Genomic DNA, 17,233 nt, shown 5'->3' with positions numbered 1-17,233 from the left:
AATGGTTTTCTATATAGTGAGTGCGATCACCAGAGTGCTGTCAAAATCAGCGCGATAATCCACACGACTAAATAAATTAATGAATAGAAGAACATTTTGTTTGCCCACTTGATTTCATCCTCGGCGTTGAATCCTTTCAACCCGAGATACAACCAGTAGCCCCCTAAACCGGCTGCGACTGTCAAGTAAACAAGACCATAGTGCATAAATAAGAGCGATGCCGGAATCAGCGTCGCAATCCACCAGATGATTTGCCGTTTCGTGATGGCAAATCCGTTCACGACCGGAAGCATCGGAATGCCTGCCGCTCGATACTCTTCCGTCCGTCGCATGGCGAGCGCCAGGAAGTGTGGTGGTTGCCATAAGAACATGACAAGGAACATGAGCCACGCATCGATATGAAGTGTCGGATCGAGTGCTGCCCAACCGATGAGCGGTGGAACGGCTCCTGAAATACTACCGACGACCGTATTGAGCGTACTCGTACGCTTCAGCCACATCGTATAAATCACGACATAAAAAAATGCCCCGATTAAACCGAATACTGCGGCGACGTACGATACAAGGAGCAAAAGAAGTGTTCCGATTGCAAGTTGTGTCAATCCAAGGAGTAGAATCTTCTCTCCTGAAATCTTGCCGGTTACACTCGGTCGATTGTCCGTACGATCCATTAAGTAATCGATATCTCGGTCCACAAAGTTGTTTAGGTAACAACTCCCCGAAATCACGAGTGCGCTTCCTAACATCGTTAATAAGAGCTGTGGCCAAACTTCAAACAAGTAAAGGACTGGCGTATCGCTCTGGTACGTCGCTGCCACGAAGAATCCTGCAAACACCAACAACAGGTTGGCGCGAACGATTCCCATTTTCGCTAAGGCGACGTAATCTCGGAATGACGTTGATTCTGTATACTCTACATCTACCATCATCCCTGGGTTGACTTTTGTCATACTGACCCCCCCACATAATCACGAAATCCTCGCATTCTCTTCACAGAAAAAACACAACATGAACAAAATACACTTAACTCTCTACAAAGATACCATATTTTTTTATAAAATACGCCCTTTATGCTTGTAAAATAGCGAGTTTTTTGTGTCAATAGTGTGATATTTGTCACACCTTATGTGCTTTACTAATATTAGAATAACGTTTTTGATAACGATTGCAAGCTTTTCCATTTCGTTTTTTGAACAGAAAGCCGTATAATAAGTATGGCGAAAAAAATATAAATAAACAAGGTACATTTTTAACGGATTTTGATTAGAAGCAGGTGGTATTGCATGCATAAAAAACTCGCGTTTTTCTCAGGGTTTGTCACCCTCGGGATGATGCTTGTCCTCATCATGGGTGGAACCGTGACGAAGACGGATTCAGGAGATGGTTGTGGGACGGACTGGCCACTCTGTCATGGAAAATTAATCCCAACCAACCCAAGCGTTGAAACGATGATCGAATACAGTCACCGGGTAGTCTCCGGAATCGAAGGTCTTCTCATCATTGCGCTCGCCATTTGGACGTTCATCGCGGTCAAACATCGGGTCGATGTGAAAATCTTCGCGTTTCTCGCATTTATCTTTATGCTCATCCAATCGATCATTGGAGCGGGCGCGGTCATTTGGCAACAGTCGGACGCCATCCTGGCCCTTCATTTCGGCATTTCTCTCGTGTCGTTCGCATCGTTACTCATTTTGACGATTCTGTTATTCGAAGGTGACCGAGAGCATCAAGTCGTATCGAGACGGTTGAGATCTCATCTTTACGGTCTCTCGATCTATACGATGATTGTCGTCTACACCGGAGCTTATGTCCGTCACCTCGGTGCTACATATGCTTGTGTCGGTTGGCCGATTTGTGAACAAGAAGTGTGGACGTTTGAGTCGTATGTGCAGATGGGACACCGTGTGATGGCCGGGCTACTCGTCTTGTACACGTTGTATGTTCTTTACTTGGCACGTAAAGAAATGAATCGATTGATTGAGCGCGGCATGATGGCGTCTCTCTTCTTCATCCTGCTTCAAGTCGGTACAGGTGCATGGATCGTTCTTGGGGGACACGCGACTTACGTTCCGCTCCTTCACGCATTCTTGATCACGTGCTACTTCGGTATCCTGTCATACCTCTCTTATCACGCGTATCGGTCGACAGCGCGACAAGACGGGGCACAATTGAAAAACATGAACGGATAACCAAACTAAAAAGCGCCACGGCGCTTTTTAGTTTACAATGCTTTAAATCGTTCGAGGGCACGCTCTCTCGCTTCTTTATGATCGACGATTGGCATGGCATAGTTGTCTCGCTCTGACGGGTCCGGAAAGTGAATCGATTTATCTGTTATATGTTTCAGCTCCGGCACATACTTCCGGATGAACGTCCCATCAGGGTCAAATCGCTCGGATTGCGTCGTCGGATTGAAAATACGGAAATACGGAACAGCGTCCGTCCCGACTGAGGCCGCCCATTGCCATCCCCCGATATTCGACGCTGCCTCATAATCGATCAGCTTTTGCTCGAAATACCGTTCCCCTTTTCGCCAATCGAGAAGGAGATGTTTCGATAGGAAAGATGCAACAATCATGCGTAGGCGGTTGTGCATCCACCCTGTCTCGTTCAACTGACGCATCGCCGCGTCGACGATTGGATACCCGGTTTCCCCGTTACACCACTTTTCGAACTGCTCTTCATTGTCCTCCCATTCAATCGACTTGTATTTATCATTGAACGGTTGATCTTTCAATCCGTGGAACTTTACCATGACCATGTAATAAAATTCGCGCCACAACAGCTCATCATAATACGTGTCGCGCCCTTTTGATTGTCTCGCCGACAACACTTGTTCGGCGATCGTGCGAATCGACAACACACCTGTCCGTAAATAAGGAGATAGTCGACTCGTCCCGGCGATGCTCGGAATGTCACGCTTCTCGTCATAATCGACCATGCGATCATTGACAAAGCGGGTCAATCGCTTCTTCGCTTCCGTTTCCCCTAGCCCTTTCCATTCACGTTTACATCGCTTGAAGAGCTCTTTCAGTTCACTCGGTTGTTCATTCTTTGAACGGATGTACTGAGATAAACGATCGACATCAACCTCATATGGTGCGGGTGGCTGTTCGGCATACGCCGCTTTTTTGAACGGGGTGAACACCTTATAGGGATCGCCACTTTTTGTACGGAACGCATCGGGATGAAACAGATGACGATCTAAAAGTCGCACTACCTTTACATCTTCACTAAGTGCTTCAATCACACGGTCATCCCGCTGTTTGAACGGTTCCACATACTCCGCATTAAAATAGAGCACATCCATCTCGCCGAGCTGTTTCACGAACGCATCCTCCGTCTCCGCGACGAGGACACGAAGCCCTAACCCTTTCGCTTCTAAATCATCCATGAACGTTCGCATCGTCGAGAAGAAATAGTCATGCCGCACTTCGAATGGGTGACAGTATTTCGGATTCAACCAAAAGACGAAGTCTAGGTCATCGCCTTCCCCCATATCTTTCAATACACGGTGTAACATATGATTATCGGTCAGTCTAAAATCTGAACGAAACCAACATACTCGTCTCATGATTTCCACTCCCATCTACAAAAAAGAAGCATAGCGCGCTATGCTTCTTTTGATTATACAAATTCAATCAACAAGTCGTCACTTTGTATTGTGTCGCCTTCTTTAATATGGATGGCCTTAATCTCACCATCTTGTGCCGCTTGAATTGTCGTTTCCATCTTCATCGCTTCTGTGACGAGCAACTGCTCCCCACGGTGAACGCGACTTCCTGGTTCGACCAATACTTTCAAGACAGACCCCGGCATCGATGCACCGACTTGTTTGGCGTTCGAACGATCGACTTTCGGACGGCTTGTCGTTGCCGATTTGACATTGACATCTTTAATCTCGATTTCACGTGGTACCCCGTTCATCTCATACGAGACGAGACGGATGCCATCTTCATTCGCCGCACTCACTTGTACGAGCTTGATGATTAATGTTTTTCCTGTCTCGATTTCAACTTGGATTGTCTCCCCGACGTTTAATCCGTAGAAGAACGTCAACGTGTCGAGCACCGATACATCCCCGTAGGTCGTTGTATGTTTGATATAGTCTTCGTACACTTTCGGATAAAGCGCATGGGCAAGAAGTTCAAAGTCCGTCACCGGTCGCTCGAATTTTTCGAATAGTTCTTGGCGTGCCGATTCAAAGTCATATGGCTTGATCAATTTACCAGGACGAACGTTTAATGGCTCTTCCCCTTTCAAGATGACTTGTTGTACATCTTTCGGGAATCCACCTGGAGGCGTCCCCAATTCACCACGCATCATTTCGACGACCGAGTCCGGGAAGTCCAACTGGTGTCCGCGCGTCATCACATCTTCTTCCGTCAAGTTATGCTGGACCATGAAGAGCGCCATATCACCGACAACTTTAGATGACGGCGTCACCTTGACAATGTCCCCGAACAACATGTTCACTCGGGCATACATCGCCTTGACTTCGCCCCAACGGTCTCCAAGGCCGACCGCTTTCGCCTGCTGTTGGAGGTTTGAATATTGTCCACCCGGCATCTCGTGCTCATACACGGATGGATGCGGGGCACGCATATCACTTTCAAACGGTTCATAGTTATGACGCACGTCTTGCCAGTAGTCACTGATGATCTCATATTGTTTCGGGTCGACCTTCGGCTGACGTTCGTGGTGGTTGAGCGCGTAGACCAAACTTCCACCTGAAGGCTGTGACGTCATCCCTGACATCGAGCTCGCTGCAACGTCAACGATATCGACACCGGCATCTGTCGCACGAGCATAGGTGAAGATCCCGTTACCGGAAGCATCGTGTGTATGCAAGTGGATTGGTAAGTCTACGGCGTCTTTCAATGCCGATACGAGTGCATAGGCCGATTCCGGCTTCAATAGACCGGCCATATCTTTGATTGCCAAGATATGCGCACCACTCGCCTCAAGTTTCTTCGCGAGGTCGATATAATACGGAAGGTGGTACTTCGGACGGTTGCCATCGTACAAGTCTCCCGTATAACAGATGGCCGCCTCCGCCACTTTCCCAGTCGGAAGTGTCGCATCGATTGCCAATTGAATCGATTCTAAGTTGTTGAGACTGTCAAAGATTCGGAACACGTCGACTCCGGCATATGCCGCTTCGTGTACGAATTTCTCAATGACGTTGTCTGCATAGTTTTTGTATCCGACCGCATTCGCACCGCGTAGCAACATTTGAATCAAGACGTTCGGCATCTTCTCACGAAGCTTCATGAGACGTACCCATGGGTCTTCGGATAAGAAGCGGTAGGCGACGTCGAACGTCGCTCCACCCCACGCCTCGACCGAGAACAATTCTGGCATGAGTTTGCTTGTCGGTTCGGCAATGTTCAAAATGTCCTGTGTCCGCATGCGCGTCGCGAGCAACGATTGATGGGCATCTCGCATCGTCGTATCCGTCAGCAACAATTCCGGTTGACGTTTGATCCAATCGGCGAGGCCGTCCGGTCCAAGCTCTGTAAGAATTTGTTTCGTCCCTGGCTTCGCTTCTGCTGGGAGGTCATGTGGGATTCGCACCGAACGGCTGATCGGCTTGTCTTTCAGACCGACACCCGGGAATCCATTCACCGTCACGTCCCCGATATAGTTCAACAGTTTCGTCCCACGGTCTTTTCGTTTCGGGAAGACGAACAGTTCTGGCGTCTCATCGATGAATGACGTGTTGTAATCTCCATTGATAAAGTTCGGGTGCTTCATGACGTTAATCAAGAACGGAATGTTCGTCTTGATTCCGCGAATCCGGAACTCGTTCAAGTTTCGAACCATCTTCGAGGCCGCTTGTTCGAATGTCATGCCATGTGTGGACAATTTCACGAGAAGTGAATCGTAGTACGGTGAAATCTCTGCACCGACATACGCATTTCCACCGTCAAGACGGACACCAAAGCCGCCTGGAGAACGGTAAGCCATGATTTTCCCAGTATCCGGCATGAAGTTGTTGCCTGGGTCTTCAGACGTAACACGTGATTGAATCGCATAACCGAGAAGTTTAATGTCTTCTTGCTTCGGCATTTGAATCATATCGCCGTGGAGCGACTCACCTTGCGCGATCATCAATTGTGTTTGAACGATATCAAAGCCTGTGACCATCTCTGTGATCGTATGTTCCACTTGAATACGTGGGTTGACCTCGATGAAGTAGAACGACTCGTCCTCGGTCACCAAGAATTCGACCGTACCGGCGTTGACGTAACCGACGTGACGCATGAGTTGGACCGCCGCATCACAAATCGCTTGGCGTGATGCATCAGACAAGGTCACACACGGCGCCACTTCGACGACTTTTTGGTGACGGCGCTGAACCGAACAGTCACGCTCGAACAAGTGGATGATGTGACCGTGCTCATCTCCAAGAATCTGCACCTCGATGTGTTTCGGACGTTCGACGAGTTTTTCTATGTACACTTCGTCAGAACCGAACGCCTGCTTCGCTTCTGATTTTGCACGTTCAATCAAATCTTTCATTTCTGCTTCTGTACGAATGACACGCATTCCGCGGCCTCCGCCACCCATCGACGCTTTGACCATGAGCGGGAATCCGTGCTCGTTCGCAAATGTTTCCGCGTCTTCATATGATGTGAGCGGTCCATCCGAACCCGGAATGACAGGAAGACCCGCAGCAATCGCACTCTGACGTGCTCGTACCTTATCCCCGAACGCATGTAAATGTGACTCATGCGGTCCGACAAAGATGATGCCCTCTTCACGGCAACGACGTGCGAGTTCAATGTTCTCCGAAAGGAAACCATATCCCGGGTGAATCGCATCACTGCCTGACTCCTTAGCGATGCGAATGACGTCTTCAATATCGAGATACGCATCGATCGGTTTTTTGTCTACACCGATCAAGTAGGCCTCATCGGCTTTAAAGCGATGTAATGAGCCGCTATCTTCTTGTGAATAGACGGCTACCGTTCGAATGTCTAACTCTGTCGCCGCGCGAAATACGCGAATGGCAATTTCCCCACGGTTTGCAACAAGTAACTTTTTAATTGGTTTCAAATGAAATCCCCCCGTTAATGAAGTTTATTTGTTTCCTTATCTGACGACGTGAAGCGATGAGCGTTGAACGTTTTCTTCTGACTTCACCCGAATTTCTTCTCGTCGTGTCGCCTCTCGATGACGGTTACGCATCGAGATACTGCTGAGCACCCCGAGAACACCCATCATCATGATGAGCGATGTTCCTCCATAACTGACCAGTGGCAAGGTTACACCTGTCCCTGGGAACCAACCGGACATCGCACCGATATTGATGGCCGTCTGGATCATAATTTGTGAGGCAATCCCAAACGATACGAACATCGCAAAGTGACTATCCGCATGATTAGCGATATGAATCGCGCGAAAGGCGATGAAGAAGAGTAGGACCAAAACCGTCAATACACCGAAGAACCCTAACTCCTCCGCAATGATCGACATGATATAGTCGGTTTCTGGTTCTGGCAAATACCCATACTTTTGAAAACTGTTCCCGAGTCCGACTCCGGTCAATCCACCATGTACGATCGAGATGATCGACATGAGCAATTGGTGTCCATATCCTTCCGGGTCCATGAACGGGTTGAACACGACTTCAATCCGACTTCGTTGATTCTCCGAAAAGATGGTCGTGAACAATACGAATACAGTACCAACCCCAGCTAAAATCCCTGGAATCAAAATTCGAAGCGGCGCCCCGACACCGAACCACATGAGCAACATGATGGAACCGAGAACGAATAACCCACCCATATCCGGCTGTCCATTGATTGCGATGGCGTAGAACGAAAAGTAAAAGAGGACAGGCACTAAAAAGAAGGCGCCGATTTGTGCACGCAACCCTTTTTTCGTGATAGCGGCCCGCGCCAATCGACCAGGGAGTCCTTTCAACTCATTATTCCATAGTGCATGGTAGTAGTTCGCAAGCAGTATGATGAGAACGAACTTCGCAATCTCGACCGGTTGAATGGTCATTCCTCCGATGATGAGCCAAGCTCGCGCCCCATTCAAGGGAGGCATCGCCCACGTGACAAACAGCAAGATGACAGAGAGCGCATAAAGACCGAGGCGAATGCCTTTATTCCGAAACATCTCATATCGGAACAATGTCGCAATCAAATAGACAAAGATTCCAATGCCAACGTAGACGAGCTGGCGATAGAATAAACTACTATTCGCGTAATCCCCACGATTCCAAACACTCGCACTATAAATCATGATGGAGCTTAGCCCGACGAGCAAGAGCACTGACAAAAACAACGCAAAATCAAAATACCGAAACCGTGTTTTCATGTATTCACTTCCTTATGTAAAACAATCCGACAACCCTTATAAAAAAATACTCAAACAGCGCCACTTGCACAGTTTGAGTATAAGGTTCATAATTCTGAAGCTTCTGCCAAAGCAGATAACTTTTGTTCCAATGAATCGAGCAGTCCTTTACCTTCAATGTCTGAAATGAGTCCAAGACGAACCGCAAAATCAATTTGGCGCGATAGTCCAAACATATGTGTATCAAGCACCTCTTCATAAAGCGGGCACTTCGGCATTTTTAGGTTTTCTAACTGTACTTCAATCAGACAACGGATTTTTTCAGCATCCGCCTCGAGTAATTGAAGCGCTTGCTCCCGTTGGATTGCAGCCAAATTTGTCGCCACTACGACCCCTCCTCCGTACGATGACAGACTGTTTGTCATAACTCAACTGTACATTATCTTTCGTCATAATTCAATGTACAGTATGAATGAACGCGACATTCTTCCTCTTTTCCATTTTACGAGAAAGAGCGCTATAATGAAACGTGTAATGTGTATGAAGGGGGATATAAGCATGATTTTTCCACTTGATGGAGCGGTTCGCCACAGTCTGACGATCGACCCGACCGTATGGATTTTTGACGAACGAAAACGAAAGATTGAAGATTTGGACTCGGTGACGGAGAATGACCGTGAGGCATACTATGCGAAAATGGGGAAAGCATGGGATGACGGATTGTCACAAGGAACTCGAATCGACCACAACAAACCGATGTCGCGACAAGACAAGGATGCAGCATTACGCGACTCGTTCGCCATGCCGCTCGCGCCTTTTTTAAACAATGCCGAACCGATTGAGCTCGCGACACATGTCCGTTTTTACGGTGAGACCATATTGACTCTATCGCTCAGCGAGGCATCGCGCGTATATTTACAATTTTCAAAAGACGGAAAAGTACTTACTGACGGACCTGTCTATGTATTATATGAGGATCAGGTCATTCGCCAAGTCAATCATATCACCGTATTAAGCAATCAATGAGAAGGGTCACACCTTCTCTTTTTTTGGACTTTTTAGTTCACAAAGTGTAGTATATAGAGTGTTGACTACAAATTGAATAAGAAAGGTCGTGACGCTTACGATACCTCTATGGAAACGAAATTTAATGGTTGTTTGGATCGGTAGCTTCTTGACCGCCGCGTCGATGAGCCTCGTCCTTCCATTCCTCCCATTGTTCATCGAACAACTCGGGGTAAAGGATCCGGACCACGTCGTCACTTGGTCTGCGATTGCGTTCGGCGCGACGTTCCTCGTAGCCGCCATCGTCTCTCCGATGTGGGGACGCTTGGCTGACCGAAAAGGAAGAAAGCTGATGCTCATCCGAGCCAGTCTCGGGATGGCCATCGTCATGTTCCTCATCAGCTTCGTCCAAGACGTATATCAACTCGTCGGGTTGCGTTTACTCATGGGGGCCGTGTCTGGATTTATTTCAGCCGGCATCACGTTAGTCGCATCTCAGACACCAAAAGAGAAAAGTGGCTGGGCGCTCGGTACCCTGTCAACCGGTGGAATCACTGGTGGTCTACTCGGTCCCCTCATCGGCGGACTGCTCGCAGACTGGATTGGGCTTCGATCCGTTTTTCTCTTTACCGGAAGTGCACTCTTCCTGACGTTCCTCATCACGCTTTGGTTCGTAAAAGAAGATTTTGTCCCAGTGAAACGCGAAGAACTCGCGTCGATGAAATCGATTTTCGCCTCACTGCGACATCCACAGTTGATTGTCGGTCTGTTTGTGACAACGTTCCTCATTCAGTTCTCGACACAATCCATCGGACCACTCTTGACATTATACGTACGTGAATTGAATCCGAACACTACCGCGCTCGCCTTCATGGCAGGGATTGTCGCCTCCGCTCCGGGACTGGCCGCTCTCGTTTCGGCGCAGCGTCTCGGACGGTTATCGGACAGACACGGAGCGGAGCGTATCTTGTTTTGGGCACTGCTCCTCTATAGCCTCTTCTTGATTCCGCAAGCATTCGTTACCTCAACGACTCAACTCATCTTGTTGCGTTTCGGAATCGGGTTCGCAACGGCCGCCTTGATGCCGTCCGTTCAATCGCTACTGCGCCAGCATACGCCGGTCTCTGCGACGGGGCGCATCTTTTCATACAATCAGTCCGCTCAGTTCATGGGGAATCTACTCGGACCGCTATTTGGATCCCAAATCGTGGCACACTTCGGATTTTCTGCCCTGTTCATCATCACGGGATTGATTATGATCTCGAATGCCTTCTTAGAACGGACGAACGTCCAGTCGTTACAACTCGATACAAAATAACGCCGAGCACGAAGCTCGGCGTTATTTTGTATCTTTCTTATAGTAGGTCAGCCGCCAATCGTGCAAGTGACGAACGTTCCCCTTTTACGAGTTGCACGTGTCCGAAGACGTTTTGTCCTTTGAAGCGTTCCACCGCGTACGTCAAGCCGTTCGAGTATTCATCCAAATACGGATGGTCGATTTGATACGGGTCGCCGACGAGTACGATTTTCGAGTTTTCACCGACTCGGGTGAGAATGGTTTTGATTTCATGCTTCGTTAAGTTCTGCGCCTCATCGATGATGATGAACTGGTCCGGCATACTTCTACCTCGAATATAAGTGAGCGCCTCGAGCTGAATCGATTTCATACCGGCTAGAATATTGCCGAGCTCGTCTTTTGAATTCGCATTGAATAAAAATTCCAAGTTATCATAAATCGGTTGCATCCATGGACGAAGCTTCTCTTCCATTTCCCCTGGCAAGTAACCGATATCGTTCCCCATCGGCACGACCGGGCGAGCGACGACGAGCTTATTGTAACGCTGTTCATCCTCGACGAGCGAGAGCCCTGCTGCTAGGGCAAGGAGCGTCTTCCCGGTACCGGCTTTCCCAAGTAAGGTGACAAACGGAATGTCATCTCGAAGCAACAGGTCGAGTGCCATCCGCTGTTGAACGTTTCGTGGATGAATTCCCCAAATATGATCTGCATCGAGTGCCAGTGGTCGTAAAATCGGTTGAAGCGAATCGACCACAGCAAGCGCACTCGCTTTCGACACATTACTTTTCAAGACGACGAATGAATTCGGATATAGCACTTGTTTCGTCAAGGCCGTCGTCGGCAATTGACGAACTTTATAAAATTCATCGATGAGCGACTGATCGACTTCAATCTCTCGATAGCCGGCGTATAAGTCCGTCGTATCAACGATATGATCTGTCAAATAGTCTTCTGCATCAATTCCAATGGCGTCTGCTTTGACACGGACCAATATATCTTTTGAGACGACGACGACCTTTCGACCTGCGTCATGCTCGTATTGTTTCATTAACTTTAAGGCAACGAGTAGGATACGGTTATCGTTTGTCATGACATCGAACGGAATATCGACCTGGTGTTCATGACCGATTTCGACAAACAGACGTCCTCCGTTTTCAAGCGGGACCCCGTCATGGAGTTTTCCCGATGTCCGGAGCTGGTCGAGGACACGTGACGTTTCACGGGCATTCCGCCCGACCTCATCCATGTTTCGTTTCTTTCCATCTAACTCTTCTAGGACGATGGCTGGAATGACCACGTCGTGTTCTTCAAATTGAAATAAGGATAGCGGATCATGTAGGAGTACGTTCGTATCGAGTACATACGTTTTTTTCATAGACTTTGCCGCCCCTCGAATATAGGATGGTATTCAAGAATGAAGACTTTCTTTCACTTCACGGTCAAGCTTTTCCGCCGCTCGAATATCATACGTTTTCGTGATTTCGGGCTGTGCGTAAGCTGCTCCATAAAACGAGATGTTCCTCACTTCTTCGACATGTCCTTCAAAAAAACGAAGATGAAGGCTTGGTTTAACCGCCGGATCGAACTCTCGAATCGCTGAGAGTAAAACATGATAGGACTGACCATCTTCGATAAAAATGAGGCCAGCCGTCTTTTCTGTCGTCAAGATGGTCACGATATGTGAATTTCTTGTCAATGCGAACCGGACCGTGACAGCATCTAACGCTTGCACCCAACTGATCGCATGGCTGATCGGCCAACGCTTCGCCTCGTCGAAACCGACGAGAAATGTTAACGGCATGTCGTTCAATAGGCGCTCTTGCGCAGCTGTCAGTTCAAACGTTGCCTTACTCGCCATTCAACTCCCCTCCTTTTAACCGGGTATGGTTGTACCATTCTCCCTTACCGGTTCAATTCCCTGCTTTTAACGGTTGAAATCATGCTATACTCATCGTATAGAGGAAGGTGAAAAGATGCGTGTAAAATGTTCTCTTTGCGATAAAGTCGAGACCATCGACTCATGGTCGTTTGAAGCAAAACGCTTGCGTAACAAACCGGCTAAAACGTATATGTGTCAAGAGTGTCAGGAGCGAATCAGCGAACGAACGGCTGAACGCGCCGCATCTGGACAGTTCAAGTTATATCCTACATTTCGACAAAAACGAAATTGGTAATGCAAACGGGCGCCTCCGAAGAGACGCCCGTATTTTTTATGATTCTACCGCATCTTGACGACGGTTCCACCAAAGGCGACCACGATAAATGGCTAACACGATTGCCATGACGGCAAGCACTTCCGGGATTGGCCATGTGAAAAAGACGAGTGCCATCGTACCTGCTCCAAGTGAAAGCAGAATATAGACGATGAGCGACTTCCACCATGCCAATTGTTTCGCAAAACCAAGTTTAAAGACAAGGATTGTCAGTAAGATGACCGTGACAACGAGTGCATTGAACCCGACGGAAAAGTCATTCGGGTCACTGCCGACACCTAGCATCGAAGCGATCCACGGAACGTCAATCTGTGTGATATCGATTGTTTGAGAAGCTTTCAAGACAAAGAGTCCCCCTTTATTTCATACACATCCATTCTACACTATTCCATGCAAAAGGGAACGCCGAAGCGTCCCCTTTCTGCTAACTTATTCTTTACCAAGTTTACGACGCTTGTCTGCTTTCTCGCGTTCGTTCTTGTTCAAGATTTTCTTACGGAGACGGATCGACTCCGGTGTAATTTCACAGTACTCGTCATCGTTCAAGAACGTGAGTGACTCTTCAAGTGAGAAGACGCGCGGACGTTTCAAGACTTGTGTCGAGTCTTTTGCAGAAGCACGCATGTTCGTCAATTGCTTCCCTTTAACAGCGTTAATGGCAAGGTCAACATCACGGTTACATTCCCCGATGATCATTCCTTCATACACATCTGTACCTGGCTCGATAAAGATTGTCCCACGGTCTTCAAGGGCACCGATTGAGTAGGCCGTCGACTTCCCGTTTTCGATACAAACCATAACACCGCTACGACGACCACCGATATCAGCAGCGATATATGGACGGTACTCTTCGAACGTATGGTTCAAGATTCCGTATCCACGTGTCGCTGACAAGAATTCGTTACGGTAACCGATAAGACCACGTGATGGCACGAGGAATTCCATACGTGTCTGACCGTTGTCATTCGTGTTCATGTTCGCAAGCTCACCTTTACGGAGACCAATCGATTCCATGACTGAACCTGTATACTCTTCAGGTACGTCGATGATAACGCGCTCGAACGGCTCAACTTTCGTGCCGCTCTCGTCTTCACGGATGATAACTTGTGGTTTCGACACTTGGAGCTCGTAACCTTCACGACGCATGTTCTCGATCAAGATCCCGAGGTGAAGCTCACCGCGTCCTGATACGATCCATTGGTCTGGTGAATCTGTATTTTCGACACGGAGTGAAACGTCCGTCTCGAGTTGTTTCATCAAACGTTCTTCGATTTTACGTGCTGTCACGAAATCGCCTTCACGTCCTGCGAACGGAGAGTTGTTTGTCATGAAACGCATTTGAAGCGTTGGCTCATCGATGCGAAGGAGCGGAAGTGGCTCTTCTTTACCGACTGGCGTTACCGTTTCACCGACGTTGATATCTTCCATCCCGGCGATAGCGATCAAGTCACCTGCTTTTGCTTCTTCGATTTCGACGCGCTTGAGGCCGAAGTAACCGAACAATTTCGTGACACGAAGTTGCTTCACCGTACCGTCTGTCTTACAAAGCGATACTTGCTCACCGACTTTGATTTTCCCACGGAAGACGCGACCTACGCCGATACGGCCGAGGTAGTTGTCATAGTCGAGCATCGTCACTTGGAATTGAAGTGGCTCGTCTGAGTTGTCCACTGGAGCCGGCGTGTTTTCAAGAATCGTGTCGAGCACGTGCGTGATTGTATCTTCTTGTTTTTCTGGGTCAGGATCGAACGAACTTGAACCGCTGACTGCTGATGTGTAGACGACAGGGAATTCAAGTTGATCTTCATCTGCGCCAAGGTCGATCAAGAGATCAACAACTTCATCGACAACGTCGAGTGGACGAACCATCGGCTTATCGATTTTGTTGACGACGACAATCGGACGAAGTCCTTGGTCGAGAGCTTTTTTCAATACGAAACGTGTTTGTGGCATACAGCCTTCACGCGCATCGACAACAAGGATAACGCCGTCTACCATACGCATGATTCGCTCAACTTCTCCACCGAAGTCTGCGTGACCTGGTGTATCTACGATGTTGATGCGCGTCTCTTTATAATCGATTGCTGTGTTTTTTGCGAGAATCGTGATTCCGCGCTCACGCTCGATATCGTTCGAGTCCATCGCGCGTTCTGCGACTGCCTCGTTCGTCCGGAAAGTACCAGACTGTTTCAATAATTCATCGACTAACGTTGTTTTACCGTGGTCAACGTGCGCGATGATGGCTACGTTACGAAGGTTTGTTCTTACGTTCATGTAGTTATTCCTCTCTTATTTAAAAAATTTCAACTTTTCTTCAACTTTAAGAGTATAGCACACGTCACAGTACCTTTGTCGAGTGGAATCGACTGTGAACGTTTTCATCCCGTGTTTTTTATCATACAATAGGGAGGATAAGAGAAAATAAGGAGGAACCTCCATGCAGCTAATGTTTGTATTGATCGCAACGGCCGTTGTCGCAGGATTCGTCGGCATTGGAATCGGGGTGGCCGAGGGGAGCGCCGCCATTATCTTGGGCAGCCTCGTGTTAAGTGGCGTAGCGACATACTTTGGTATTCAATTGCGTCGCCGCATTCTTTCAGACCATCAATCATAAAAAAAGGGTTACTCCGGTATCATGTCGGAGTAACCCTTTTAACTTGCCTTTATAGCGGACGAGTCAAGCAGATGCGGTCGCGTAAAACGAGTCCATCTTCTTCGATGTCATCGTACCCGTGATTACGAAAATAATCGCGTTCCACCGAATCGAATCGGAATCCAGCTTGTTGGTAAAAGCGCAGTTGCATGATGCTTGAATTCCCTGTACAGACGAGCAGTTCTTTTCCACCAATCAAGGCGGCCCGCTTCACTGCGTCTTGTAACAAGCGTTGACCAATCGTTTGGTTTTGACGTTCGGGTTTCACTGCGATATTGACGAGTTCAACCCGATCGCCTTCGTGTGAAACGAGCATATACGCACCGACAATCTCACTACCGAGTAACGCTTTGTACGTACGACCTTCCTCGAATTGTTCCCGGACCATCGCTTCATTCGGATTCGCCAAGACGAGTAAGTCGCGGATTTCTTCATACGAATCATGTTCCACGATGTGTAAGTCCGGTTTTACTTCAGCCGTGACCCCTTTTGCGATGACGTAATGTTTGATGACGTCATTTACAAATGAATCGCTCCCAGCCAGGACAGATGTTTTTCCGTCATAGCGAATCGGCTCACCATATAAGGAAACGACACGCCCGCCTACCTCTTCAACGAGTAACTTTCCAGCAGCATAATCCCATGGCATATTGCGCATGGTGATGTAGCCGTCCACGCGACCGGCAGCAAGCCAGGCTAATTCAAGCGATGCAGCACCATGAGCTCGCGTCCCAATCGAGTCCCGTACAATCGGAGCGAGTATTTCCGGGGCAATCTGGTGGTTCGGCGTGACCCACGTCGCATTCATACTTAAAAACGCGTCTCGGACATGATGTTCATGAAGGGTCGTCAACGTCCGACCATTCAACGTCGCCCCGTATCCTTTCCGCGCCATGAACATCTCATCCGCCATGACGTCATAGACGAATCCATATTCCACGACTCCATCTATCATGATCGCGATAGAGATGGCAAACATACGTTTTTGATGAATAAAATTTAACGTCCCATCAATCGGGTCGACAAACCAGACGGTACCGGTCAATTGTTCTGGCTGATCTGTCGTCCCCTCTTCCCCCATAATCTGATGTTCCGGAAATGTTTGTTGGATTCGACGGACAATCAGTTGTTCCACCGCGCGGTCGATTTCAGTGACCAAGTCCCCTTTTCCCGTCTTTCGTTCCACTTCATAACTTTGATCAATCTCGCGACGAATCAGTTCTCCCGCTTGTTTGATTAAGTCGACTGCAAACCATTCTATCATCTGTGATCACCTCAACTGTATTGTACCAAACAAAAACCAGTATCCGCTCGGAATACTGGTTGAATGTGTGTGTAATGGTTAGGCTTCGAGACGCAATAATTCTTGGCGGTACTTCTCTAACCGATGCTTGCTAGCCTGAACTGTAGCATCATCTTGTGACGCCATCGCATCGAAGAGGGTTGCCAATTCATAATCAATCTCTAAGCGCAGCACCGGGATCCGTTTTTCTGCGTCTTTTCTTTTGAATGCCTCAATCACTTGTTTCATAAGATGCCACACTCCTTTTGTTGAGCTACAAGTTACGGTTTAGTGAGTTGAATTGAGTATATCAGATAAAATTCGAAAAAGAAAGATAATTGTCTGACTATTTTGAATTTTTTATCTTAATGGATATATTCCCAATTCCGAGGTCCCTAAACCTGATTTGGTGTTAATGAACTGTACCCGATTTAAAGGAGAAATAACAAAAAAGCATGCCTGAATTTGCT

Annotated in this window: 16 protein-coding genes; 5 read left to right on the top strand and 11 right to left on the bottom strand. The window is 48.0% G+C overall.

The features are described from left to right. Positions 1-26: 26 nt before the first annotated feature. Positions 27-950, bottom strand: coding sequence for a heme o synthase (cyoE, locus tag BV910_RS05700; protein WP_015881281.1), 924 nt, complete (start codon positions 948-950; stop codon positions 27-29). Between the two features lie 333 nt (positions 951-1,283). On the opposite strand from cyoE, the gene BV910_RS05695 reads away from it, so the two are divergent. Beyond that, positions 1,284-2,189, top strand: a complete 906-nt coding sequence (locus BV910_RS05695; RefSeq protein ID WP_015881280.1) for a COX15/CtaA family protein — start codon at positions 1,284-1,286, stop codon at positions 2,187-2,189. A 32-nt stretch (positions 2,190-2,221) separates the two neighbouring features. Here BV910_RS05695 and BV910_RS05690 read toward each other — a convergent pair whose 3' ends face one another. The 4 genes from BV910_RS05690 to BV910_RS05675 form a co-directional block, all read right to left on the bottom strand. Continuing rightward, positions 2,222-3,574, bottom strand: coding sequence for a cryptochrome/photolyase family protein (locus BV910_RS05690; protein ID WP_078146633.1), 1,353 nt, complete (start codon positions 3,572-3,574; stop codon positions 2,222-2,224). A 53-nt stretch (positions 3,575-3,627) separates the two neighbouring features. After that, positions 3,628-7,062, bottom strand: a complete 3,435-nt coding sequence (locus tag BV910_RS05685; RefSeq protein ID WP_078146632.1) for a pyruvate carboxylase — start codon at positions 7,060-7,062, stop codon at positions 3,628-3,630. Positions 7,063-7,098: 36 nt separating this feature from the next. Beyond that, positions 7,099-8,334, bottom strand: a complete 1,236-nt coding sequence (locus BV910_RS05680; protein ID WP_078146631.1) for an FtsW/RodA/SpoVE family cell cycle protein — start codon at positions 8,332-8,334, stop codon at positions 7,099-7,101. A gap of 86 nt (positions 8,335-8,420) precedes the next feature. Further along, positions 8,421-8,699, bottom strand: a complete 279-nt coding sequence (locus BV910_RS05675) for an Fpa/YlaN family protein (RefSeq protein ID WP_015881276.1) — start codon at positions 8,697-8,699, stop codon at positions 8,421-8,423. Positions 8,700-8,871: 172 nt separating this feature from the next. Between BV910_RS05675 and BV910_RS05670 the strand changes: the two genes are divergently transcribed. After that, positions 8,872-9,339: a hypothetical protein gene (locus BV910_RS05670; RefSeq protein WP_015881275.1), complete on the top strand. Its 468-nt coding sequence runs from the start codon at positions 8,872-8,874 to the stop codon at positions 9,337-9,339. 124 nt (positions 9,340-9,463) lie between these two features. After that, entirely contained in the window at positions 9,464-10,636 is a 1,173-nt protein-coding gene (locus BV910_RS05665; protein WP_240499801.1) for a multidrug efflux MFS transporter, read from the top strand. A 37-nt stretch (positions 10,637-10,673) separates the two neighbouring features. On the opposite strand, the gene BV910_RS05660 is transcribed toward BV910_RS05665, so the two are convergent. Then, entirely contained in the window at positions 10,674-11,990 is a 1,317-nt protein-coding gene (locus BV910_RS05660) for a PhoH family protein (RefSeq protein ID WP_015881273.1), read from the bottom strand. Positions 11,991-12,023: 33 nt separating this feature from the next. After that, a complete protein-coding gene (locus tag BV910_RS05655) occupies positions 12,024-12,473 on the bottom strand; it encodes a PNPOx family protein (protein WP_015881272.1) in 450 nt (149 codons plus the stop codon). A 115-nt stretch (positions 12,474-12,588) separates the two neighbouring features. Here BV910_RS05655 and BV910_RS05650 point away from each other — a divergent pair, with 115 nt between their 5' ends. Then, the gene (locus BV910_RS05650) at positions 12,589-12,789 is read left to right on the top strand and encodes a YlaI family protein (RefSeq protein ID WP_015881271.1); all 201 of its coding nucleotides are present in this window, start codon (positions 12,589-12,591) and stop codon (positions 12,787-12,789) included. Positions 12,790-12,825: 36 nt separating this feature from the next. Here BV910_RS05650 and BV910_RS05645 read toward each other — a convergent pair whose 3' ends face one another. After that, positions 12,826-13,170 (bottom strand): YlaH-like family protein, encoded by a 345-nt coding sequence (locus BV910_RS05645; protein ID WP_015881270.1) that lies wholly within the window; start codon positions 13,168-13,170, stop codon positions 12,826-12,828. An 87-nt stretch (positions 13,171-13,257) separates the two neighbouring features. Further along, positions 13,258-15,102, bottom strand: a complete 1,845-nt coding sequence (gene typA / locus BV910_RS05640; RefSeq protein ID WP_015881269.1) for a translational GTPase TypA — start codon at positions 15,100-15,102, stop codon at positions 13,258-13,260. A gap of 163 nt (positions 15,103-15,265) precedes the next feature. Here typA and BV910_RS14790 point away from each other — a divergent pair, with 163 nt between their 5' ends. Beyond that, the gene (locus BV910_RS14790) at positions 15,266-15,442 is read left to right on the top strand and encodes a DUF5325 family protein (protein WP_159562038.1); all 177 of its coding nucleotides are present in this window, start codon (positions 15,266-15,268) and stop codon (positions 15,440-15,442) included. Positions 15,443-15,491: 49 nt separating this feature from the next. Here BV910_RS14790 and BV910_RS05635 read toward each other — a convergent pair whose 3' ends face one another. Both BV910_RS05635 and BV910_RS05630 read right to left on the bottom strand, forming a co-directional pair. Beyond that, positions 15,492-16,745 (bottom strand): inositol monophosphatase family protein, encoded by a 1,254-nt coding sequence (locus tag BV910_RS05635; RefSeq protein ID WP_078146630.1) that lies wholly within the window; start codon positions 16,743-16,745, stop codon positions 15,492-15,494. Between the two features lie 78 nt (positions 16,746-16,823). Continuing rightward, the gene (locus BV910_RS05630; RefSeq protein WP_015881266.1) at positions 16,824-17,012 is read right to left on the bottom strand and encodes a hypothetical protein; all 189 of its coding nucleotides are present in this window, start codon (positions 17,010-17,012) and stop codon (positions 16,824-16,826) included. Positions 17,013-17,233: the final 221 nt, after the last annotated feature.

This window comes from Exiguobacterium sp. HVEsp1, from assembly GCF_002009685.1.
Lineage (GTDB): Bacteria > Bacillota > Bacilli > Exiguobacteriales > Exiguobacteriaceae > Exiguobacterium > Exiguobacterium profundum.
This window is presented reverse-complemented; position numbering and strand designations above follow the sequence as displayed.